Raw genomic sequence first — 21,062 nt, 5'->3', positions numbered from 1 at the left:
CTTCCTATCTCTCCATTTCTAAACCTTTTTTCTTCTGTTTCTCATTTTTCTTTTCGTTAGTTTCTTTATTAGAGTTAGTTTTATTTGATTTTTTATCATACTCTTGTTTTTGTTTATCTAAATTTTTCTCTAACTTTATTAATTTTTCTTTTTGAGATTCTGTTAGATCCAGCTCTTTTAACTCTTTAAATGCTTCTTTTCTAAGTTGATATATTGTTTCAACCGAATGGGATTTCTCAAATTCTTTCATTGCTCTTACATTTTTATCGTGCTTGGCTTTATTATCTTCTTTTTTCACTTGTTTCATAGGCTCTTTAGGTTCTACATTGAGTAATTTTAGAACCCCAGCTTTGAAACGCTCCTTATACTGCCACTTCTCTTTTTCGGTTTCTTTTTGTTCTTCTAAGAGGTTTAATACTTTCCCTTTAAAAAGTTCTTTATATTGATCTTGTTCAATTTCCTCATCAATTTCATCTAAAGATTCTTTATAATCCTCTTTACTTAAATCATATTTTTTTAGAATTCCACTTAATTTTTCTCTCCCGACATAATATTTCCCCTTTTTTTGAAATTCATCTCTATCTATATTTTGTTCGAAAACTTTTACATTTTCTGTTTTATGATCAACTTCAACAATCAAATATCTTTGTCCCTGTTTACTGAGATCATTGGACTTTAACTCAAATTCCGTATACTCACTATTAGTTTTTTTTATTACAAATTGGTCTTGTTTAAATCTTGATTGATCCTTTTCCGTAATATCTAAAGCAAATTTATAAATTGCTTTTTTCATATGTTCTTGTTCTAATTGGTCTCTAGTAATCATTTTAATATCCCCCATTTATATTAATCATTACTTGGGATACTATCCCAACCATCATTTGCAACAGCAGCCCACTGATCTCTTACATCAATTTCGTCATACTCTGCATGTTCTTCCCGTTCTTCAGATTCTGCAAATTGTTGTACTTGAAGAAATGCTTCTTCCTCTGTAGCCTCATAACAATCAGATTTTTTTGCTCTTTCTCGCCATAATTCAATTACCGATTTAGGTAAATACTCATTTAATTGCCCAACTAATTCTACTTTTGTTTTTAAAGATAAGTAGGAGGCATATACAATGAACGATAAACATTGTTGGAATGTAAACTCATCAAAATGAGTTTCTACAATATTTAAAGCAATATCAGCTCTATCATGAATATAATCCCCTAACTCCGTCCTAATCGTGTCTTTTATCTCTAAAATGGAATCTTTCGGCATTAAATCTTTCATTAATACATAACTATCAGTCTCTGATTTTGCAGTATATACGATATTTTCTAAGATGATGTTTTCATGTTCTGAAATAATTGGTAAATTCAATACTGACTTTGAATTATCAAAATCATGACTTAAATACTCGTAACGAGCTTTAGCAGCCGTTTCATTACGATTATAAATTGGCTTTGGTACAATCTTTCCAAACTTATTATCTTGCCTTTTATTTACACGTACGACTACACTTTCACCCTCCTGTAATCGCATTAATTCATCTGGCATCAATAAATAACGTTCTTTTGTACTTTCACTTGTACTCTTATCCGTAGATAAGAATTTACCACTTCGAGTGTAGTCTTGAATCGTTTGTTTCCCTATTAAGGCAGCATAGTGCTCCGCTGTAGATTTATCCATTGTTAAGATATAAATTTGGTTCGAACAGTTACCAATAATTGTGTCAGCTTCATCCCCATATAAACTCTTGACCTGTGAATATGCTTGTAAAACTAAATGGAAGCGGAATCCTTTACCAGCACCAACCGTAATCATACCGTCCATACCATCAATGGCTGGCATATTCCCAAATTCATCGAGTAATACCTGCACTTTTCTTTTCATTTTTCCACTTGCACTCATTGTTGCTTTTTCAGCATTGACACGATAGGCTTGGCTTACAAAAATTGAAGCCAATACATGGTTTGATTTATCGAAATCAGGCGTTACCATAAAAATCGCTACTGGTTTTTCACCAAATCCAATCTTTGTTAAATCTAGCGAATTATACGATGTTAATTTAGCATTTGGCGTCAATGTGAAAATTTGTAGTTTAGCCATTGCATTACTAAAAATACCAGAACGTGTATTACCAGCGGCAAAGTTACTCGTTGCGTACATCATACGAGCTGGATCATTTTCATCTCTTGCTTGGAAAAACATATCTAGTGCATTTTCTCCTGTTTCCTCATTATTATCACTTCCTTTTGTCGCAAGGAAGTTAGCTACAGAATACATATTTACTCTTTCTTCTTTTCCAACTTTTAAAGAATCTGCTGTAATAGCTAAAATAATAGCTGTTACTAGAGATATAGAAGAGTTATTCCAAAATGGATCTTTAGCATTTGGATCTTGATACAAGGAAAATGTCACACTATTGGCATACTGTTGAGCTAAAGCAGTATCCCCTTTTTTATATGCTTCTATAACCAATTGAAGTGGATTGAATCCCATTGATTTCTTTTGTTGCATTAAGTTGTAAATATAGACTTCATAACCTCTCTTTTTCAAAGTTTCATAGCTGGCCGCAGCAATTTCTCCCTTGGGATCATTAACTATCATGGAATCTTTTTCTTCTGCACGAGAAATTACATCGACTGTTGGAAAAACGTATCGCTCCCCTTTACCTGATCGGGATATACCAATAACCGCTGTATGTACTGGGCCAGTATCTAACATAAGTAAATATTTCTTTCCTTTTTGGAGAGCAGAGACAATTACACCACTTCCCCCTTTGTACTCTTTGTCACTACCTGGTACAACTTTATATTGTTTCATTAATTCTTTTGGTTCTTCAAATTCTGCACTACCGTGCTGGTTCTCATTCATTGTTGCGTAATTTGTTTTCATGCTGTAGCAAAATTTTAATAATCCAAAGAGAGTAAGTGCATATGCACCTATATAGAAGGTCATAATATCACTTTGAAAATTGAAACAATCCTCCCACGAAAGATGAAATAAATCCATTGCTTGCATATTTTCATGAGCAAATTCTTTAAAAACAACTAATATATTTTGCAAAAATGCTAATAAGAAATTAGCAAAGAAAAAGTTAAAAAATAAAACCAAAATACTAATAAGCATTAATACTTTGGTTTCGGCTAATTTATTTATTGACTGTTTCACAAGCGCTCTCCTTTCCTATCTTCTTAAAACTGAAACAAAATTGGACGTTTCTAGCGTTTGCTCACGATATACATTTATATATTTGTAACGATATTGAATTTCGATAACAGTACCAACGGGCTGTTTTCCAGCAACATTAGAACCCTTTTGATCCTTAAAGTTCAGTTCATATCCTTTAGAACGTAATTTATTAGCTATCCCTTGAATTTTTGGCGTTATGCCCCCTTCTGAATCAACCATTTGCTGTACCTCAGTAGTTACTTTCATGAAAGCATTTTGGTGAATAGACTGGATACTTAAAAATAATTGAAAGGGTAAGAAGATAGCTATAAATATAAGCATTGAAAGAATTGAACCTTTCAGCTCTCCCATGTCACAACTCCTTTCCGCCTAACTAATTAGAAATCTTATTTAAAGATAATCTTTGTTCGGCTTGTGAACGGACTTCCTTATCTTTATTTAGTTGTTCAATTTTAAATTGAACACTTTCAATCTCATTCGACTTCTCAGTTGGTTTTTGATCATGATTTAAAAATACATAACTAATTCGAATATCATTTCCATGATTTTTTTGAACTTTAATCACTTCTGATACTAAATTAGCAACTAGTTCTTTGGGATCTTGTTCAATTTTTTGAGATTCTCTTAATTGACCAACTGCCATTGTTGAAAGTAATGATTTTACTTCTGTTATGGTCCTGGTATTATTGTTTTGATTTAAACCAAATATGGAGGCTGCTAAAATAACACATGCAACACTTACAATTACGAAAAAGAATTTAAATGGCGCTGTCATAGTATTTCATCCCCTATCTGACTAACGCTCTAAAGTACCTTCGTTAGAGCGTTGTTTAACTATTGGCTGTTTGTCCATATTTTTTTCATATTGCTTCACGAATTTAATCAAATTCCTATCAAATTCCTCGGTTCCTGTTACTAAAGTAGTTCTATTAGAATGTCGAGGATAAAAAACCATCGGATCTTCGCCACCTGGTAAAGAATTAACCTCTGCATCCCTAACGATAATCTCACCTATCTGAAACGATACTTTCCTTGTCATATCACTTTCTTTTTTATAGGAAAGTATCTTTAGTTGTGCTGACTCACTGTTTTTAGTAGGGATTACTATATCTTGATAATCCTGATTTTTCGGTGCTTTTCGAGCAATATGTTTTAAAAATCCTTCCATTCTTCTACCCACTTCTACAACCGATTTATTAGCTTCCAACCCTGGAATATTTACGCTTCCTGGTGGATTATCAATTGCAATGTTATGCAGCGTTAACCCTTCATAACTAACTTTAAATTGCGTACGATCAATGCTTTCTTGATCCGACCGATATAAACGATTAATTACTAATCTCTGCTCTAATTTGGGTGCATCTATTAAATTTTTGTCCCATATATTATGTTTAATGGCTTCATAAGCTTTTTTAAATTCCAGCCTATTTTTTTGCAAATATTCATTTGTATCTTTTATATCTTCTAATTGATACTTAAATGACCTATAATTTAAGTTTTCTTCTTCCAATGCTTTCTTTAAATTCTCATTAGCCTCAATACCAGCTTTATCATTATCTGTTGCTATAATGAATACCTTATCTTGTAAGGCTTCCTTATTACTCTTTATATCTTCTATTACCTTTCTCCACTTTCGTGATCCTGTAAGAGCGTAAATACCGACATCGGAATCTATTTCACGGAAAGAATATGCATCTATTGGGGATTCTCCAATTACAATATGTGTTGCCTTTTCTGGAATATCTTTAAAATAATCCCTTGCAGTTGATTTTGGGTTTACTTGTAATTGGATTTCTTTCTTAGATACATTCGGATCTATAGTTGACCGTAATAATATTCTGTCTACCATTCCGTTCTCACCATAGATTGGGAGAACAATATTCCTTTTAGCCATATCTGGAATAGCAGCATAATTTATCTTTTTACCCTCGTGCTGCATTGTCTTCTTCGAATAAAAAATATTAGGAGCAATCTCGAACATTTTCTTTACAAGTTTTTCTTGTTCCAAATCTAAAATAAAAGCTTCCGTTGTGTTTCTGCTCATTCCCCTAAAACTCTCAAGGTTTTTATTTTCAGTATTATATTGAATATGCTTTAATAACTTTGTTACCAAATCTATTTCTTTTCTTTGTTCTGGTGTGATCTCAGGATCTTTAACATCTTGTTTCCCTTTCCAATCATTCACCTTTTTATTCTCTTCATATTCAAATATAATAGATGAACCACACACATTTTCACGGTTACATTGTAAAAATTGGGGATTATTTTTATAAATAAAGGCTTCGGGTTGCTTACATTCTGGACAAGTGCATAAAAAATAACGCCCACGATCTTGAGCGTTAACAGCAGATAAAGCTTCCTCTACGTTTTGATATGAATAGGTTTTAATATCCGACCGTCCCATTAATCTTCAACTCCTATAAAATCATTTCTCGATAAATATGTTCAAAATAATCATCTACCTGTATAACTTTATAGTTCCTACCTCTTTCAACTTCTATTATTACATCGAAATTAGGGATTTCAGATAATGAAGTATTTACCTTTTCTTCACTCAAGTTAGCCATAAATCTTTTGTATCCTTCAATTCCATTTTGACCTAATATGGTGACTATCACTCCTTTAGTTGAATTTAATAAATCATTATACATATCTACAAATAAGTATTCACATTCCCAATCGTATAAAGATATATTTTCCATATACTCACTTAATTCTTCTTTAATTATTTGGGTTAAATGTGTTTTCCCTTGACCAATAGTTCCAACAACTAGAATTTTTTTCTTTTTTAGTAACAAGTCATAAATCATATACTTAGTATGATATTCACTTCTATTAACCTGGAATCCGTTTTTATAGCTATAAATATCTGATAGTAAGTATAAGTCACCTTGTGAAGACTCATAAATTGGCTGCAACTGGCCACTTTTCTTAATTGCCCCTAACCTTTGCTTTGAAACCCCCAGTATTTTGGCAGTTTGGGCGGCTGTCTTTAATAATACCTTTAGATTTTCAGTGTTCCCACAAACATCTGATACAGTGCTCATTTCTCATTCTCCTTTGTTTTTCTAAAATCTAGTCTCTGTTCCAGCAGCTATTTCGCAAAATTGTTTTTCCTCTTCTGATAAACCTTCACGTTTTGCTTCTTCTTCAAAGAATTCCCTTAATACCTTCTCAACGACCCACTTTTCCACACTTTCGGCATTTACAAAAGTTGATCCATTAAGAAGTACTTCTGTCCATTTATTTTGTAATTTTTGATCAATATTCTCATGGACCTTTAGCGATTCTTGAAAATCAGTTTTAGCACGCCATTCAAATAAATAATCTTGAAATGAATGATATATTGGATTATTAGCTTGTATTACTTTTAATCTGGAACGATTTATAGAAAAATAATTTGCGGTTACAAACCGAACAAATTTTTCGAAATTCTCTACACTTCCAAACCATTCTTCTTTATTTTTTATAACTTCCTCATAGCTTCCATTTAGTAAATCATAATAATGTACAATATACTCATAAGAATCGAACATAGAAGATACAATATCCTCAAGTTGTGAGAAAAAACCATTCGAAATCTTTGCATATACGCTTTTGAACAGCCTTTCTGATTGTTTTAATGAAAATAAAAAATCTGCCTTTTTCTCAAATAAATCCCGCTTCAAAAAAATAAACGAACGAAATTCTTGATTAAGAAACGCTTGTTTTTCTTCCTTTGCATAATCACCTAGAATGTTTATATATTGCTTTTTTATATCATCCGTCCATACATCGGTACGCTGAAAGGTATCTTTAATTTGTTGCTCTATTGAGTTCTTATCAGAAAAGGAAATCTTAGAATCCAACAGAAACTTTCCGTTTAAATATAATCCAAATCGTTTCGGCTGAACCTCTTGCGATCTGCTTTTTACCTTATGCCGCAATTGGAAAATAATATCCTCAGCTTCTTGTAAAAAGTAACTTTTTGATTCATCAAGTTCCCTAAAACGTTCACCTTCCGTTGAGAATTTTATAATTATTTCTCTCAAGATCACTCCCTCCTTTACTTTTCATACCCATTAATTAAATTTTTTTGATACATCCACTCTTCTAATGTAAGAAAATCGTAAATATCCTCTTGTAAGTTCTCTTCTTTATATAAATCCTCAAAATAAGAATCGAAAATACTGTCTTTCGCAATTTCTCGTTCTTGGAAAAGAGATTCTTCTACCCCAAACAATCTATTGAATTCTGTATCCACGTATTTTTTTACTAACTTCTTAAAATCTTCTCCTGGTGATAGCGTAAATTTAACTTTACATTGTAAACTCAATAAACGTGTTTCCATTTCTTTAATGGTATTCCACACTGGGTATCTGAATGTTACATTTCCTTCCCCATCTACAAGCAATTCTAAGCTTTTTGTTCCAGCATCTTCAGCAATTAAAAAACTTCTTCTTTTCTCTCTGACATTTCGAATAAATTCTTGTGCCTCTTTATTACTACACAAATGATATGTATATGGCTTTTCTTCACCACTTGCTTTAATTTCTACAATTTCAATTAATCCCATTCCCATACCATGGTTGGGATAAAAATCAATTTTCAATCCATTTTCTAAACACATAAGTTGGACACCCCCGTTTTTATATAAAAAAAATATAAAGAGGTCATACGACCTCTTTATCAACCGAATCCTACTACTTGGCCTGATAACCAAGAAACAATAGCGATTCCAAGATATACAATACAAAATCCTTTTACCACATTGATCATCCAGCCTGTACATTGTTCTTTTCGTTGCGGATCTTTTGAAACCATGTAAATAATACCAATAATAACTAAAATTAAACCTGCTAGCGCTGGCGCAACTGGCTTAATTGTGTTTGTAAAATTACCAATCGTTGAAATAAATTCATTCATAGAATTTTCCTACCCCTTTTTTAAGATTTTACTAGTGAACCAATTGAGTCCACATTTGCAAGCATTGTTTCTTGAACTAACTTCTCATGCGCCTCATGAAGCCAATCATAGTAATTAATACCTTGTGCTTCTAAAATATTTTTCACAGCTGTTTCCATCTTTTTAAATGTTGGTGGCTTTTGTACTTTGGGCTTTTTCACCCTCTGCACTTCAACTACACCCTGTGTTTCTTCTTGAACTGGAGTGTAATGATCTTGATATTCCGTCACTCGTATCACCTCCTTTCAATAAATCCATAAAAAAAGACCATTCTCCTAAAGAAAATGGTCTTTTACACATAAATTTAGTTATATACCTAAATTAATTACTTTCTTCAATTGATCATACAAACTTAAAGTATCAGTCTTTCTAAACTCAAACAATTTTTCTGCCGAGTGAGCCTTTGTAATTGCATTAATCTTTGGCTGTTGATCATTCTTCACATTCACTTGATGTGGATACGATGAAATCTCTACCGTTGGATCATGTTGCTCTACTACATAAGCATCGTCAACGACACTTCCCACTAAATAGCGTTCGAAATTAAATTTTTGTCCAAATATTAAAGTCACATCATTTAACCCCATATTTGCTAACAAAACCTTATTCTCATATGGTTGTTTAGCTTTTAAAACTGAATCAGATGCAATAGGAAGGTAGTAGCGATTTAGGTTTGTTTTTGATCCATACAAACCATCCTTACTATTAGAATCTGCATGTAAGAATGTATCATTGAATTTCTGTCCTGTTTGCTGTTCATAATTGTTTTTAGCTTCTTGATTTACAATATTCTTAATCTCATCGGCTGATGGTAATTTTCCTTTTCCCTTTTCCATATCACGTAAATACTTTGTATAAGGGAACGGCTGAATAAACCCTGTTTGTTTTCCAACAAAGAAATAATCAGAAGTCCAATTTAAAGCATAGCTACGTTTTGTATCATTCACTAAACCCTTATCCTTCATAATCTCTAATTGAAGAGGTAATGCATACTTGGTATAAGCATACGGGCTTTGATTTCGATATGTACTTCTTAAATTCTTATCAATATCAACAGCATAATAATAGCTATTAGCTCCATTTTTGCGTTGATACATGAAAGACTTAGATTTTTGGGAATCAGTAGGTAATTCTACTTCATATTCCATCGTCCCTGGTGAAATATCAATCCATGATTGCGTAGGTAAACTATTATAATCTTTAGCCTTTGAAGTTGCAGCTTGTTTAAATCTTTCGTAGTAATTTTTATTAAAGACTACTTTAGTTTTATCCTTACTCATGTCAATTGCTTTCTTTTTACCTACAATTAGATTGCCACCTTTTTCACCAGATGCTCCATTGCCAGTGATATTTTGTAAATCTTTAGAGCCAGTCACATTGAACATTTTTTCAAAACTCGGATCTACTAAAAGTCGGAGGTTTTCACCATAATGTTTAACTAAATCAAATACCTTTTTATATGGTTCGGACCATACAGCTGTTGTATCCTTATAAACCCAATCAAAGCAATCACTACCCTGTTGATCTTTACACATATAATTCACACTGTAATGATTTGTATATTCATAAGAATAATCATATTGTATATTCTTATTTTGAAGATTTTTCATATCTAATAGAAGTGCTAAAGGTTTTTCACTCTGCTCTGAAAAAACACCATTCGTACTTATACGATTTAAGACATTTCTAACCGAATAATGCTTACCTGTAATTTCAAACTTACTACTTGCATATATTTGGCTCGGTTTAGATGGATCTACACGCCTAAGCTCCCATAAATAATCACCTTTTGTCATTCCTTCTGTAGAACCTTCCATTTCAACAATCCTAGTTGGATCAGATAGAGAACTCTTATACGTAAAAGTGAAATTCAGGTTGTTTTCAGGAGCTTTTCCTTTATATTGCTGGTTTAAAGGTGCAGCAATATAAGGATTATTTTGTGAATCCTTAAATACTCCTTTATTTTCTGGAGTATAACTATAATCTGAACCTATCTTAATCTTATGGTGATCTTCTCTTAAAATTTTATTAGACTTAGCATCTACATGCTTTATGTCCACTTTAATAGAGCAAGTTTGATCCAAGTTTACAATTGAACCATCTGGACAAGTTTTTTGACCAATTTTATAGGATAATTTAGCTGGTTGACCGCCAAATATCCAATAAGCACTACCAGCCCATCTTGTTTCCCCTGAATCTTCTGGAGAGCTTACTCCATACCATACAACGGTATTCGCTTCATTTTGCGCAACCCTTTGATAAGTTTGACCGTTAGTATAGTATCTTCCACCAGACCAACCTGTTTGACGGGGATAATTCCTTCTTGCTACTCCATCATTTGCCATAACTAAGTTCCCTGCATTCAAACCAGAATCTAATGAAATTTTACCAAGACTGAAATCTAAATCCTTAAATTGAAATGGTACTTTTAAATCGTCCCAAATAACACGATTTTCTACCTTTTTAATAATTCTTAGATTCCATGAATCTTCTGTAGTTCCATTAGGAAATAGTTCATTTAAAGGGATATGTGCAACAAAACCAACATTATGATAATACATGTTACACTCGTCATTTCTTTTATTATAAGCACCTTGTGGACATGCATTATAAACTTCCCCTGTATTGCTTTGTCGGTTGTACTCTAAGTCTTTAGAGGCATCTAAATCAGTCATTTCAGCCTGATAAATATAACTTTTACCAGTTCTTTGATTTATAGCCCATAAATACGTTTCTTGATTGGAAGCATTGTGTTCATGATAACCTACTAGCGCACTCCAACCTGTAAATTCTAAATAAGGTTGTGTTCCTCGGCCGTAATCCCTATTAAAGATTTGCCATCTAGGTTTTCCATCAACACCACTATAAACATCGTATACTAACTTTTTACTACTTTCCCAAGCCTGTTCCTTTCCTCCAAGTTCACCAGGAGAAACGTTATGGGAAGGATAGGGCGAGTATGCCGCCCCATATGTAGGGTTACTAAAAAAACTAAAAACAAAAAGAAACGAAAAACCAATTGCCATAAGCCAATGTTTTGTCTTCATTTTTTGTTTTCACATCCCATATTTAAGCAGCTAATTACTTACCAGCTGTCGGAATCGCTTTAAACACATTAGTTACCATATTACTCATTCCTGTACCAATTTGATCAAGTAATGGCTTTATTGCTCCTGATGTAAAAGCGTACCACAAACCAAATACAACTAAGGCAATAATACATAGTAAAATTGCACCCTTATGTTCTCCCACTCTCTTTCACCACCTTAATAAAGTTAAATTTATAAATTCATTATTACTTTGATGTCGGAATTGCTTTAAACACATTACTTACCATATTGCTCATTCCTGTACCAATCTGGTCAAGTAGTGGCTTTATTGCTCCTGATGTAAAGGCATACCACAGACCAAACACAACTAAGGCAATAATACATAGTAAAATTGCACCCTTATGTTCTCCCATTTCATTTCACCTCCCAAATAAATTAATTTACAAACAAAAGCAACCTTTACGGTTGCAAAGAACTTACCATTGGATGTATTACTTATCAGTTCTACACCTCTTTCAATTAACGATAAAATATCTTGTATCAATGTTTATTATCAATTACTAGATAAAAAATCATTAACTCAAAAAAACATAAAACTAATGGTTTATTAAATTACTAAGATAGAGAGGATAAAAACCAAACTTAGTAAAACCATTAAAAGTAATAGTCCAAATCCCCCATATAAGTAGTCGCAAACTAGTGCGATCCAGAACCCAAGTGTCCTCTCTTATGGTTACACTTTTCGAAACATCTTTTACCTATACACGGTTCGTCATTGATAAGGGAGGTAGACGCTTCTCCACACACGTTTTGTTTCTGGTAATATCGTACCGCCAATCACGATTCCCTCCCTGTCAAGAATCTATCAAGATACTTTCACGAAACTTGCATAAAACTCCCATAAATTTTTGTATTCAAAAAAGACATAAAAAAAGACTAGGATTTATCATCCTAGTCTTTTTGAATAATTATTTTCTAAATAAATCTCTTAGTCTTCTTAAACCGCTTTGCAATGATCTTCTAAATGTTGGACTAACTCCAGCCGCAGCACCAACACCTACTGCTCCAGCTCCAGCAACTCCACCAGCTACTGAAATTGGTGATAATCCGCCTTGTTCCTCTTTAACCTCAGAACTTTTGTCTTTCTGCTTAGAGGCTTTATCTTTACCCTTTTTATCTTCTTTTTTCTCTTCTGGTTTATTTTCTTCTTTTTTCTCTTCTGGTTTTACTTCTTCTGGTTTATTTTCTTCTTTTTTCTCTTCATTTTGCTTTACTTCTTCCGGTTTAACTTGCTCATCGGAAGTATTTAATTTTTCTTTATCGTCTTTTTTATCTGCAATATCTTTAAGGGTAGTATTCACAGATAAAGCAACATCATCTTCTTTATTCTTCATTGGAACAACTACACCATTTTTCTCTACAAACTTAATTTCTCCTTTTGTAATACCGTTACTTTCCACTTCTTGCTTATTTTCTTCCTTTGGAAGTTCTACATGTTGTTGATTTTCTTTTTTACTTTCAACTACAACAAATTTTGCTTCTGGAATATCTTCATTTTTAGGGATGAAGAAGTTCGGTTTTGGCTCTGGTTTTGGTTCTGGCTTAGGCTCTGGTTTCGGCTCTGGTTTCGGCTCTGGCTTAGGCTCTGGCTTAGGCTCTGGTTTCGGTTCTGGTTTTGGTTCTGGCTTAGGTTCTGGTTTCGGTTCTGGTTTTGGTTCTGGCTTAGGCTCTGGTTTCTCAGATTTAATCACTTTAATCTTCAATTTATAGTTACCTTTGAATGGATCAACAATCTCAATTTCTTGTCCATTAAATACTTCGCCAGTAAAAGGTCCAACTAAAGTTACTTTGCCATCTGGAGCAACGTAACCTTTAACATAGTAATTTAAATCTCCCTTGGGACGAGCAGGGTTTTGAAGTGAATTATTTGAAGAAATTACAATCTCATCATAACCTGGGCTATCTGGCGTATACCATGCCAATGCCTTTGTTGGGCTATAAATCATTGTTGTAGATAATGCGATACCAATTGTCATGATACCAGCAGCGGTTTTTTTAGCAGCAGTCTTTTTAAACATGTGTGTGTAATCTATTACTAAATACTCAAATTGTTGAGTTATCCTAATTTAGTAATAGTTTCCTCCCTATATATAGCACTAGGATAGCGCTTGATATTTTATAATTATTATTTAACCATATTAAAATATAACATTTTATGTAGTAGTTGACTATTCGAAATTCAAATTTTTAGTCGGGGTCAATCAACTCTTCTCTTGCTAATCCAAGTGCATATGCTAAAGTCATTAATGCTCGATTTCTTGTCCTATGAAATTGAGATTCTGAAATATGAAATTGACTACAAAGCTGCACTACACTTTTATCTTTCTTAATATAGTAATGAATAACCAATTGCCTTTGGGTTAACTCCAAACGACTGATCTTACGTAATAGAGAAGTAGTAAACTCACATGCTTCAACATTTTTAAGAGCTGTACTTTCTGTAGAAGAATGAAACGTGTTGTTTACTGTAGTTGATTCATTCAAAGTGTACGATGCCGTGATCTTTGGTTGTTGTTTTTCCTCCAATGACCAAACATATAAATGATACTTTTTGAATTCTTTAAGAACAAGTTTAATAATTTTCTTTTCCTGTTTTTTAGTCGGTTCAACCAGCAATGCCAACCAAATCACCCCCTACAATTTCACATAAAGTAAAATTCTTATGCTTAACATGTTTTAAAATTTATATATGAAAATTATTAATTTAATATTGGCAATTTTAGAAATAAGAAAAACCTATAGTACTTTTTTATCTTTTAGTGCAATTTTGTTTATAATATAAGAAGAATTACTTATACAAAATATAAATGCTTTTATATTTTTGGATCATTATCCTCTGTTACAGCAGTGAAATACTTAGGAATAAACAATTTTTCAATCGGAACTCCATAAAATTCTGAAATTCGTTCAGCTCTAGAGAGTGTTGTACTTTTACTTCCAATCTCAATCTCTCTTAATACGCCTAATGATAAATTTAATTCCTTTGATGCTTCTGCTAGAGATAGATTTTTGGATTTGCGAATATTTCGCATGGTAATTCGAGTAGAAATGTTATCCATTTTCTCACCCCCTGAGAACATTGTATAACTCTAAAAGATTAAAGTCAACTCTTAAAGATTAAAAATTACACTTTAAGTGAAACAGAAAGGTGTTTGATTATATGAACCAAGAAGTTTTAGGGAAAAACATAAGAAAATTAAGAGCAATTAAGGGCGTTAATCAAACTGAATTTGCTAAAGCAATGTCGGTTTCCGTTAGTGCTGTCTCCAGCTGGGAAAAGGGAGAAAAGAAGCCAAGATTAAATAAAATCTCTCAAATTGCTTCTTACTTCAATGTAACAGAGGCTTATTTACTTACACATAATATCCGTGACGAGGATCTAAGGAATGAAAACGAGGAAGAGCCTATTGAACGTTTAGCTCGTCTACTATATGACCGATTTATGAGCGTTCCAGATAAATATAAACCCGAGGTAGAACGTGAGTTAATTCGTTATGCTGATCTTTTAAAATTAGAAGCTAATTTAAAAAATGAAAATAATACAGATGATTAAGGGTTGGATATGAAAGGTAATTACGAGTCACTTAAGTTATCTAGATTTTCATATTTTTCTATGACATCTAGTAATTCTATAACTGTTTCCAATGTATCGGAGTTTGTATATTCCTTGCATTCTTTTACAATTTCTACAAAATAGTTTTGTTCCATGAGAGTTCCTACTTTCTAAATACTTTTTAAATGTATATTAAGATTTTTTAATATCGTTTTTAAAAAAACATTTTAATCATATTAACCACATATAACAACATAAATATAACATATTCTACCACGGGATAGAACGTTTGTTCTGTTTTTAAGCCCAAACAGGTTTCAAACAATTACCATTTGCGCACCAAAGGTTTAGTTTGAGAACGTTCTATCCAAATATATTCCATCCTTATTATTACTTCAAGTATAATGTTCGAAGATTCGAAAGGGTGGTGTATATGGCGACAGTAGGAGAGCGTTTAATGTATTTTCGCAAAAAACGGGGATTAACACAATATGAAATCGCAGGTTACCTTAATGTCGCTCGTCCAACATACACAAATTGGGAAGCAAACAGGACTGAACCCGATCTCTCAACTTTAATAAAAATTTCAGAGTATCTTGGTATATCTCTTGATACATTAGTTGGGAGAAAATGTGATACAGATGTACAACTTGAAGAAATAAAAGACAAAATTAGTAATTTACCATTAGAAAAACAAAAAATCATTCTTAACTCATTGCTTGATTATACAGACTTAGTAAAAAAACATTTCATAGAATAACATGAATTCTTTTCCAGTGACAACCTTTATATTCCAGCTTCGTTCTATTTTACATGGTAAGATTTTCTTATTCCACATTTAATATTTTCCAAACATGTGAATATAAGTAAGTTTTTTTGATTGTACATAATTTTTTTTGCAATAAAAGGCTTGAGGAATTTCTCCCTCAAGCCTTTTATTTTTTAATAATAATCTATTTTTAGTGTATAAAATCCCTAAATTAGTAGAACTAATGTTCTTTTTATAATATAATTATTTATGCGAATTTATTATTATTCTCCGAAAGTATACAACATACACTTTAAGTATATTGAAATTGTTGGAGAAACGTTATAGAATAAAAAGTAATTACAGAAAAAAAGATAAAAATAGATAAAAATAGATAAAGAAACACATTTGTTTCATAAAAAAATACAAAAAAATAAAACTCCACCCACAGTTTTTAATTGATCTAGGTCGGCAAACTTTGAATCAATTAAAAACTTCCGTTAGCAGAGTTTTAATCACAAAATTATTTATGACTAAATTATATCATAAGTTATAAAGGTTTGTGAATACAAAACTCTCTAATTCTCTTTTATTTAGGTGGAAAATTTAGGGAGGTTTTTTAATGTTCACAAACGATGATTTTAACATCAATGAACTGACAAATATAAAATTAGATACAACAAGTAACATACCATCAAAATTCCTCATGCGTGGAGTAAAAATGTTTGATGAAACACGCCATTATCTACTTAAAAATAATGAGCTGGGCGAATATGCGCTTCCTTCATCAGCTCTAGCAACCTATATTTACTTACATTTTTATGTAAATGATGTAGGTTTACTACCTCGTGATTTTAAATTATCTATTATTTCCAATGCTTCTGGTATTGCATATACGACTGTACACACAGGATTTCAAGCATTATTAAAATCTGGAATGGTTCAAGAAGTTCTAATTGACGGGAGAATTCCTGTTTATGAAATTTGCAACTATGCTAGATTAAACCGTACATATAAAGAAACAACTAAACAAGACATTGGAAAGCTCTCTTATTTCCGAATTCCTAGCCATTTACTAGATTCTAAGGTTTTAAAACAATTAGTTTCTCACCGTGACTCAAAAGGTATTCTATTACTTTTAGACTTATGTAATACATTTACTAGAAAAATAGGTCTAGAGAATAAAGATCAAATTGAAAAATTCATTACACAACGCACAATGAGTTACCTAAAAGAAAAACTAGGACGTAATGCCAAAAAAGTACGTGAATACTTAAATGTTATTAGACCTATTTTCCCTTTTACAGCTTCAAATACAGAAGTGCGTAAACCTAATATGGGTAGGCTTACTCGTATCAAGGAGTATGTTGAACAAATTTTCATCACTAAATTTAACGTTCATATTTCTGCTGAATGTGTTGTTGAATCACAAAACAAGATTCTAAGACAACAAGAAGCACGTATGAGAAAAGAAGCAAAGGATCGCTTAAAGTCATTAAAGTTAGCATTGTCTATGAAAGAGGACAAGGACCTTATTGTTGCATTTAAAAATGAAATCTCAACAATTGCTCAATTTCTAAAACATACAAAAGATATTAAAACATTTATGACATATACAATGACATATGCGTTAGATGAGCTAGAGAATTTTGTGAAATCTGGTAACAAAGTAAGCGTTCTTGGAGCGTTTATGCGAGCTAAATTCCGTGAATCTATTCTTTCTTGGAAGAATAAATATGTTCCAGATGATTCTTATAGCGATATGAGGCATGATCTAGTACGGGCTCTACTAACTAATAATATTCCAGTACCAGATGCTTTAAAGGCATAAAATAAAAAATTAAAAATCTCGTTCATTTCAGCCTTGTTCTTTATTTTTTAAAATAAAGCATAACAGGGCTATTAGTCATGGAAAACTATAAAGGCAACAAAAAAGAACACAAGAAAAAGGGAGTTTTAAACATCAACTCTCTTATTCTTGTGTTCTTTTTCTATTTTCTCTATTACGATTCAATACTTGTGTATATGTGATAATACGATATACTACCTGTTGAATTGTTAATTATTGAATAATTTCCTTGTTAATTGTTAATTATTGAATAGTCTTCTTGTTAAATTGTTTATTCTACATTTAAATATTTTTAATAACTCTCTTACCCTTAGAGCCTCAAGGTTTTTACGCTATCTCCCTTTCCTCTTTATATTTATTTGAATTAGTTATCTTTTATTGTTCCAACTTTTATTTCTAAAAATGATGATTTTACATTTATTTGTAATGTGTACATAAAAATAAACTAGAAAAAAATAATCTATTATTCAATTAGAATTTAGAAATCTTTTCTAACTAATAATTAATAAATTTAGCGATTCTTGACTACTTTTAGGGAAAATTAGGGAGGACAAAGGGTTCGGCCTACTATGTATATAAAAGATATATATAACTAATTTAGTTTGTAGAAAAACGGAGGTGTAACGCTTGGAATATGGTTATTTTGCTCAAGAAGTAGCAAAGCAATTAGAAATAAACGCAAATACACTTCGTAGATGGTCCATTGAATTAGAGAAAATGGATTACACTTTTGAACGCAATGATCGTAACCAGCGGATATATTATCAGAAAGATATAGAGATACTAAGACAAATGAAAATATATCTAAAACAAAATTGGAAACTAGATGAAGCTGCTGCTACTGTTAGTAATGAAGACATTTCAGTTGCTAATACAATTAAAGAGAATAATTCAAATAGCCCTCAGGATGCACAGAATAAGCCACATGAAGAGATAAACGCAACGAAAACGGATAGCGTTCAAGAATCTGATAGCGCTGATATAACGCTTTTAGAGGCTGAACGTTCACAGGAAGAGAGTTTTATGGTGAAAGAACGGTTTGTACATATGTTTGAGCAACAGGATAAAATAGTTCAGCAAAACCAAACCATTATAGATTTATTAATACAGGAGCGATCCATAACAGAAGAAAAGGACCAAGAAATTAAATTACTACAAAATAAGTTAGATAAAGCTATAACACTATTACAAGAAGATAAGAAAGAGATTCTAGTACCAAAGAAATCCATCATTCAGAGATTATTTAATTTGTAAGACATTATATGCTGCATATAATGAATTGATTACATGATTTAGTAGAAGTATAGCAATCTCTCAAATCTATACTTCTACTATTTTTATATAAGAAAGAGTTTGTTCCTACATATGATGTATTGCACATAAAGTAGAAAAAGTTTATTTTTTACACTTTTACACTTGTGTAAAAGTGTAAAAGTGTTATAATAAGTATATAAGAAATTAAACAAAATACTAACTTATATATACAAGGTGGAGGGTTCAGTTATGACAAGTCCAGTTTTGGTAGTAATAAATTATGATTTACATATTGGTGGTTCAGGTAGCGAGGTTTCAGTATTTAAAGATATTAAGAATGCAATTAATTATGGAAAACAGCGAGCAAACAAATATCTAAAAGATTATGATCTTACAAGGGATTCATTTGCACATAAGTGGGATGAATTTGAAGAAGAAGAATGTGAAAAAAGGTACACATTCACTTCGTATAAAGCTCATAGAGAAGATACATTTAATATTATGGTATACCAGCAACCTTTTGAAGATGTAGCTTAAAAAATGAAATATAAGATGATTCTATTATAGAATCATCTTATATTTAAAGGGAGGTCCAGAATGTGTAAGTATTATAAAAGATGTTTTGGTTCGTTTGTACTTATTGGTGGTGGAATGTTTGGAATCTATATTTTCTATTTTAATAAGATGTCTGAATACGTAGGAGATTTTTCACAACCAATGGATTCTATTTTAAAAGCTATTATAGTCGCAACCTCTATTTGTTTAGTTGGTTTTGGTGTAAAAACATTTAGTATAGGGGAATAAATAGCTTGAGACCATCTTCTAGTATCAGCGGAGTGTAAAAAAATAAAAGTGTAAAAGTGTAAAAAGAGGCGTTCAAATATGATTAAAGAAGTCAGTCTAATTTTGAGTAAATATGAAATAGCATATGAAATACATAAAAGTTTAGAGGTATCAAGCGGATCATGTTTGGTTTATGCATCATCAAGAGAAATCGCTAAGATAAAAGTAAAGAAAGAAATTAAGCGTAGGTTTAAAGGGGCAAAGAAAATAGATATTTTCTAATATCAAATAGTGTAAAAGTGTAAAAATAGAAAAGTGTAAAGTTATTTGTAGGGGTGAAAACCAAGTGGTTGAAAAAGAAAGACTACATCTGATAGAGTGGATTGTTTTAATTGATGAAATCCATTTGAATGCTCTCATGCAATTATCAGATGAAGAACTTGAAAAAAGATATATGTTATCAGTTAAGAAGGTTAGTGGCGAAATTAAAGATGATTATTAAATGTTTTTACACTTTTTTACTTGTGTAAAAGTGTAAAATTAAGTAGAATAACACAAAAGGAGAAATGAAAAATGACAGTAATTACAATTTCAAATTTCAAAGGTGGAGTTGGTAAAACAACTTTTGCAACTATTTTTGCATACTTATTACAAGAGCAAGGAAAAAAGGTGGGATTAATTGACTTTGATCCACAAGCTAATGCTACTGAAATTATGTTTAATACATTTAGTATGGATTCAAATGTAAAGACTAGCCTCTTTGAAGCAATTCAACAAGAAGATTTGCTTAAATGTGTTGTTAAAGCAAATTCAGAGTTAGATATTTTCCCAAGTGATTTAGATTTAGTAGGATTTCCAGCACATTTATATGACTTAACTAGTGATAAAGCAAAGAGATTTTACCTATTAAAATATCTAATTGATCAAATCAAAGAAAATTACGATTACATTATTATTGATGTTCCACCAACAATCAGTGAATTTACCAATAATGCAATTGTAGCTAGTGATTATGTGGCTCTTATTATGCAAACACATCAACAGTCCTTTGCATCATCTGTAAAATTTATTGAGTATTTAAAAGACCTTCTTGACTATAATGAGAATATTAAATTGGCTGGAGTTATTCCTTATTTGGTTACAAAAAAGGGAAAAGTCGATAATGAAGTGCTTGAAGACTCTAAGAAGATATTTAATGATCACTTATTTAATTCACAAATAATGAAACGTGAACGCATAAAATTGTTTAGTAAAAACGGTATTACTAATGAAGATATGCACGATAAAGCAGTATTAGAAATGTATCAAAATGTAGTTAATGAGTTATTAGAAAGGATTGGAAAAGAATGAGTTTTAAAGATATTGATACAAATGAGTTTAAATCAGGAAAATCAAACCCTTTAACAAAAGGCGAGCAACAGTCAAAAGCAATATACGCTACACATACAACTAAAGTATTAGAAGAAGATCATGCTCGTCTTAAAACATATGCTTTTAAAGACGATAAGAAGATGTTTGAAGTCGCACATGATGCACTTAAAATGTATGAAATTTTCCATAATGAGGGTAAAAAGTTAGGTCTTTCAACTAATGAAGCTGCTGCTAAAGCAATTGAATTATTAAAAAATAGTAAGTAATTGT

26 protein-coding genes are annotated in these 21,062 nt (G+C 31.6%); 10 read left to right on the top strand and 16 right to left on the bottom strand.

Features of this window, described 5'->3' with window-relative positions:
- Window positions 1-4: 4 nt before the first annotated feature.
- The 16 genes from AB6801_RS28760 to AB6801_RS28685 all read right to left on the bottom strand — a co-directional run bounded on the left by AB6801_RS28760 (window position 5) and on the right by AB6801_RS28685 (window position 14,293).
- Entirely contained in the window at window positions 5-826 is an 822-nt protein-coding gene (locus tag AB6801_RS28760; RefSeq protein ID WP_370941332.1) for a hypothetical protein, read from the bottom strand.
- Window positions 827-846: 20 nt separating this feature from the next.
- Window positions 847-3,159 (bottom strand): VirD4-like conjugal transfer protein, CD1115 family, encoded by a 2,313-nt coding sequence (locus AB6801_RS28755; protein WP_370941331.1) that lies wholly within the window; start codon window positions 3,157-3,159, stop codon window positions 847-849.
- A gap of 15 nt (window positions 3,160-3,174) precedes the next feature.
- Complete coding sequence (locus AB6801_RS28750) at window positions 3,175-3,531, bottom strand: hypothetical protein (protein ID WP_370941330.1); 357 nt, start codon at window positions 3,529-3,531, stop codon at window positions 3,175-3,177.
- 22 nt (window positions 3,532-3,553) lie between these two features.
- The gene (locus AB6801_RS28745; protein WP_000126451.1) at window positions 3,554-3,955 is read right to left on the bottom strand and encodes a hypothetical protein; all 402 of its coding nucleotides are present in this window, start codon (window positions 3,953-3,955) and stop codon (window positions 3,554-3,556) included.
- A 21-nt stretch (window positions 3,956-3,976) separates the two neighbouring features.
- A complete protein-coding gene (locus AB6801_RS28740; protein WP_370941329.1) occupies window positions 3,977-5,584 on the bottom strand; it encodes a toprim domain-containing protein in 1,608 nt (535 codons plus the stop codon).
- A 13-nt stretch (window positions 5,585-5,597) separates the two neighbouring features.
- A complete protein-coding gene (locus AB6801_RS28735) occupies window positions 5,598-6,227 on the bottom strand; it encodes a hypothetical protein (protein WP_370941328.1) in 630 nt (209 codons plus the stop codon).
- Window positions 6,228-6,248: 21 nt separating this feature from the next.
- Window positions 6,249-7,217, bottom strand: coding sequence for a hypothetical protein (locus AB6801_RS28730; protein WP_257130170.1), 969 nt, complete (start codon window positions 7,215-7,217; stop codon window positions 6,249-6,251).
- 8 nt (window positions 7,218-7,225) lie between these two features.
- The gene (locus AB6801_RS28725) at window positions 7,226-7,789 is read right to left on the bottom strand and encodes a hypothetical protein (RefSeq protein WP_370941327.1); all 564 of its coding nucleotides are present in this window, start codon (window positions 7,787-7,789) and stop codon (window positions 7,226-7,228) included.
- A 59-nt stretch (window positions 7,790-7,848) separates the two neighbouring features.
- Window positions 7,849-8,085, bottom strand: a complete 237-nt coding sequence (locus tag AB6801_RS28720) for a pilin (RefSeq protein ID WP_001001740.1) — start codon at window positions 8,083-8,085, stop codon at window positions 7,849-7,851.
- 20 nt (window positions 8,086-8,105) lie between these two features.
- Window positions 8,106-8,354, bottom strand: a complete 249-nt coding sequence (locus AB6801_RS28715) for a hypothetical protein (RefSeq protein ID WP_370941326.1) — start codon at window positions 8,352-8,354, stop codon at window positions 8,106-8,108.
- 78 nt (window positions 8,355-8,432) lie between these two features.
- Window positions 8,433-11,171, bottom strand: coding sequence for a hypothetical protein (locus AB6801_RS28710; protein WP_370941325.1), 2,739 nt, complete (start codon window positions 11,169-11,171; stop codon window positions 8,433-8,435).
- A 34-nt stretch (window positions 11,172-11,205) separates the two neighbouring features.
- Entirely contained in the window at window positions 11,206-11,376 is a 171-nt protein-coding gene (locus tag AB6801_RS28705; protein ID WP_179211947.1) for a hypothetical protein, read from the bottom strand.
- A 43-nt stretch (window positions 11,377-11,419) separates the two neighbouring features.
- A complete protein-coding gene (locus AB6801_RS28700) occupies window positions 11,420-11,587 on the bottom strand; it encodes a hypothetical protein (RefSeq protein ID WP_179211946.1) in 168 nt (55 codons plus the stop codon).
- Window positions 11,588-12,142: 555 nt separating this feature from the next.
- Window positions 12,143-13,252: a hypothetical protein gene (locus AB6801_RS28695; RefSeq protein ID WP_370941324.1), complete on the bottom strand. Its 1,110-nt coding sequence runs from the start codon at window positions 13,250-13,252 to the stop codon at window positions 12,143-12,145.
- Window positions 13,253-13,421: 169 nt separating this feature from the next.
- A complete protein-coding gene (locus AB6801_RS28690) occupies window positions 13,422-13,865 on the bottom strand; it encodes an ArpU family phage packaging/lysis transcriptional regulator (protein ID WP_236725826.1) in 444 nt (147 codons plus the stop codon).
- A 182-nt stretch (window positions 13,866-14,047) separates the two neighbouring features.
- Complete coding sequence (locus tag AB6801_RS28685) at window positions 14,048-14,293, bottom strand: helix-turn-helix domain-containing protein (RefSeq protein WP_000368830.1); 246 nt, start codon at window positions 14,291-14,293, stop codon at window positions 14,048-14,050.
- Between the two features lie 101 nt (window positions 14,294-14,394).
- Here AB6801_RS28685 and AB6801_RS28680 point away from each other — a divergent pair, with 101 nt between their 5' ends.
- The 10 genes from AB6801_RS28680 (at window position 14,395) to AB6801_RS28635 (ending at window position 21,058) form a co-directional block, all read left to right on the top strand.
- Window positions 14,395-14,787, top strand: a complete 393-nt coding sequence (locus AB6801_RS28680; protein ID WP_098769914.1) for a helix-turn-helix domain-containing protein — start codon at window positions 14,395-14,397, stop codon at window positions 14,785-14,787.
- A 433-nt stretch (window positions 14,788-15,220) separates the two neighbouring features.
- On the top strand, window positions 15,221-15,547 hold the full coding sequence (locus AB6801_RS28675) for a helix-turn-helix domain-containing protein (protein ID WP_079004713.1): 327 nt from the start codon (window positions 15,221-15,223) through the stop codon (window positions 15,545-15,547).
- Between the two features lie 610 nt (window positions 15,548-16,157).
- Window positions 16,158-17,366 carry a hypothetical protein gene (locus AB6801_RS28670; protein WP_098769916.1) on the top strand — a complete coding sequence of 403 codons (1,209 nt, stop codon included), beginning with the start codon at window positions 16,158-16,160 and terminating at the stop codon, window positions 17,364-17,366.
- Window positions 17,367-18,011: 645 nt separating this feature from the next.
- Window positions 18,012-18,638 (top strand): MerR family transcriptional regulator, encoded by a 627-nt coding sequence (locus AB6801_RS28665; RefSeq protein WP_370941323.1) that lies wholly within the window; start codon window positions 18,012-18,014, stop codon window positions 18,636-18,638.
- A gap of 249 nt (window positions 18,639-18,887) precedes the next feature.
- The gene (locus AB6801_RS28660) at window positions 18,888-19,175 is read left to right on the top strand and encodes a hypothetical protein (RefSeq protein WP_370941322.1); all 288 of its coding nucleotides are present in this window, start codon (window positions 18,888-18,890) and stop codon (window positions 19,173-19,175) included.
- Window positions 19,176-19,235: 60 nt separating this feature from the next.
- Complete coding sequence (locus AB6801_RS28655; RefSeq protein WP_370941321.1) at window positions 19,236-19,442, top strand: hypothetical protein; 207 nt, start codon at window positions 19,236-19,238, stop codon at window positions 19,440-19,442.
- A gap of 78 nt (window positions 19,443-19,520) precedes the next feature.
- Window positions 19,521-19,703 carry a hypothetical protein gene (locus AB6801_RS28650; RefSeq protein ID WP_370941320.1) on the top strand — a complete coding sequence of 61 codons (183 nt, stop codon included), beginning with the start codon at window positions 19,521-19,523 and terminating at the stop codon, window positions 19,701-19,703.
- A 64-nt stretch (window positions 19,704-19,767) separates the two neighbouring features.
- Entirely contained in the window at window positions 19,768-19,923 is a 156-nt protein-coding gene (locus AB6801_RS28645) for a BH0509 family protein (protein WP_370941319.1), read from the top strand.
- Between the two features lie 71 nt (window positions 19,924-19,994).
- A complete protein-coding gene (locus AB6801_RS28640; protein WP_370941318.1) occupies window positions 19,995-20,771 on the top strand; it encodes a ParA family protein in 777 nt (258 codons plus the stop codon).
- Window positions 20,768-21,058 carry a hypothetical protein gene (locus AB6801_RS28635; protein WP_370941317.1) on the top strand — a complete coding sequence of 97 codons (291 nt, stop codon included), beginning with the start codon at window positions 20,768-20,770 and terminating at the stop codon, window positions 21,056-21,058. Before AB6801_RS28640 ends, AB6801_RS28635 begins: the two co-directional genes overlap by 4 nt.
- Window positions 21,059-21,062 lie beyond the last annotated feature (4 nt).

It is taken from the genome of Bacillus sp. RCC_6_1, assembly GCF_041360755.1.
Taxonomy (GTDB): Bacteria; Bacillota; Bacilli; order Bacillales; family Bacillaceae_G; genus Bacillus_A; species Bacillus_A cereus.
Note: the sequence above shows the minus strand (reverse complement) of the source record. Positions and strands in the feature narration are given on the sequence as shown.

What these genes read in the sequence shown, in the direction of transcription:
- AB6801_RS28725 (WP_370941327.1), bottom strand. Translation starts at nt 7,789, where the DNA reads ATGTGTTTAGAAAATGGATTGAAAATTGATTTTTATCCCAACCATGGT.
- AB6801_RS28700 (WP_179211946.1), bottom strand. Translation starts at nt 11,587, where the DNA reads ATGGGAGAACATAAGGGTGCAATTTTACTATGTATTATTGCCTTAGTT.
- AB6801_RS28740 (WP_370941329.1), bottom strand. Translation starts at nt 5,584, where the DNA reads ATGGGACGGTCGGATATTAAAACCTATTCATATCAAAACGTAGAGGAA.
- AB6801_RS28650 (WP_370941320.1), top strand. Translation starts at nt 19,521, where the DNA reads ATGATTAAAGAAGTCAGTCTAATTTTGAGTAAATATGAAATAGCATAT.
- AB6801_RS28655 (WP_370941321.1), top strand. Translation starts at nt 19,236, where the DNA reads ATGTGTAAGTATTATAAAAGATGTTTTGGTTCGTTTGTACTTATTGGT.
- AB6801_RS28720 (WP_001001740.1), bottom strand. Translation starts at nt 8,085, where the DNA reads ATGAATGAATTTATTTCAACGATTGGTAATTTTACAAACACAATTAAG.
- AB6801_RS28675 (WP_079004713.1), top strand. Translation starts at nt 15,221, where the DNA reads ATGGCGACAGTAGGAGAGCGTTTAATGTATTTTCGCAAAAAACGGGGA.
- AB6801_RS28710 (WP_370941325.1), bottom strand. Translation starts at nt 11,171, where the DNA reads ATGAAGACAAAACATTGGCTTATGGCAATTGGTTTTTCGTTTCTTTTT.
- AB6801_RS28745 (WP_000126451.1), bottom strand. Translation starts at nt 3,955, where the DNA reads ATGACAGCGCCATTTAAATTCTTTTTCGTAATTGTAAGTGTTGCATGT.
- AB6801_RS28670 (WP_098769916.1), top strand. Translation starts at nt 16,158, where the DNA reads ATGTTCACAAACGATGATTTTAACATCAATGAACTGACAAATATAAAA.
- AB6801_RS28695 (WP_370941324.1), bottom strand. Translation starts at nt 13,252, where the DNA reads ATGTTTAAAAAGACTGCTGCTAAAAAAACCGCTGCTGGTATCATGACA.
- AB6801_RS28760 (WP_370941332.1), bottom strand. Translation starts at nt 826, where the DNA reads ATGATTACTAGAGACCAATTAGAACAAGAACATATGAAAAAAGCAATT.
- AB6801_RS28640 (WP_370941318.1), top strand. Translation starts at nt 19,995, where the DNA reads ATGACAGTAATTACAATTTCAAATTTCAAAGGTGGAGTTGGTAAAACA.
- AB6801_RS28735 (WP_370941328.1), bottom strand. Translation starts at nt 6,227, where the DNA reads ATGAGCACTGTATCAGATGTTTGTGGGAACACTGAAAATCTAAAGGTA.
- AB6801_RS28750 (WP_370941330.1), bottom strand. Translation starts at nt 3,531, where the DNA reads ATGGGAGAGCTGAAAGGTTCAATTCTTTCAATGCTTATATTTATAGCT.
- AB6801_RS28635 (WP_370941317.1), top strand. Translation starts at nt 20,768, where the DNA reads ATGAGTTTTAAAGATATTGATACAAATGAGTTTAAATCAGGAAAATCA.
- AB6801_RS28660 (WP_370941322.1), top strand. Translation starts at nt 18,888, where the DNA reads ATGACAAGTCCAGTTTTGGTAGTAATAAATTATGATTTACATATTGGT.
- AB6801_RS28680 (WP_098769914.1), top strand. Translation starts at nt 14,395, where the DNA reads ATGAACCAAGAAGTTTTAGGGAAAAACATAAGAAAATTAAGAGCAATT.
- AB6801_RS28685 (WP_000368830.1), bottom strand. Translation starts at nt 14,293, where the DNA reads ATGGATAACATTTCTACTCGAATTACCATGCGAAATATTCGCAAATCC.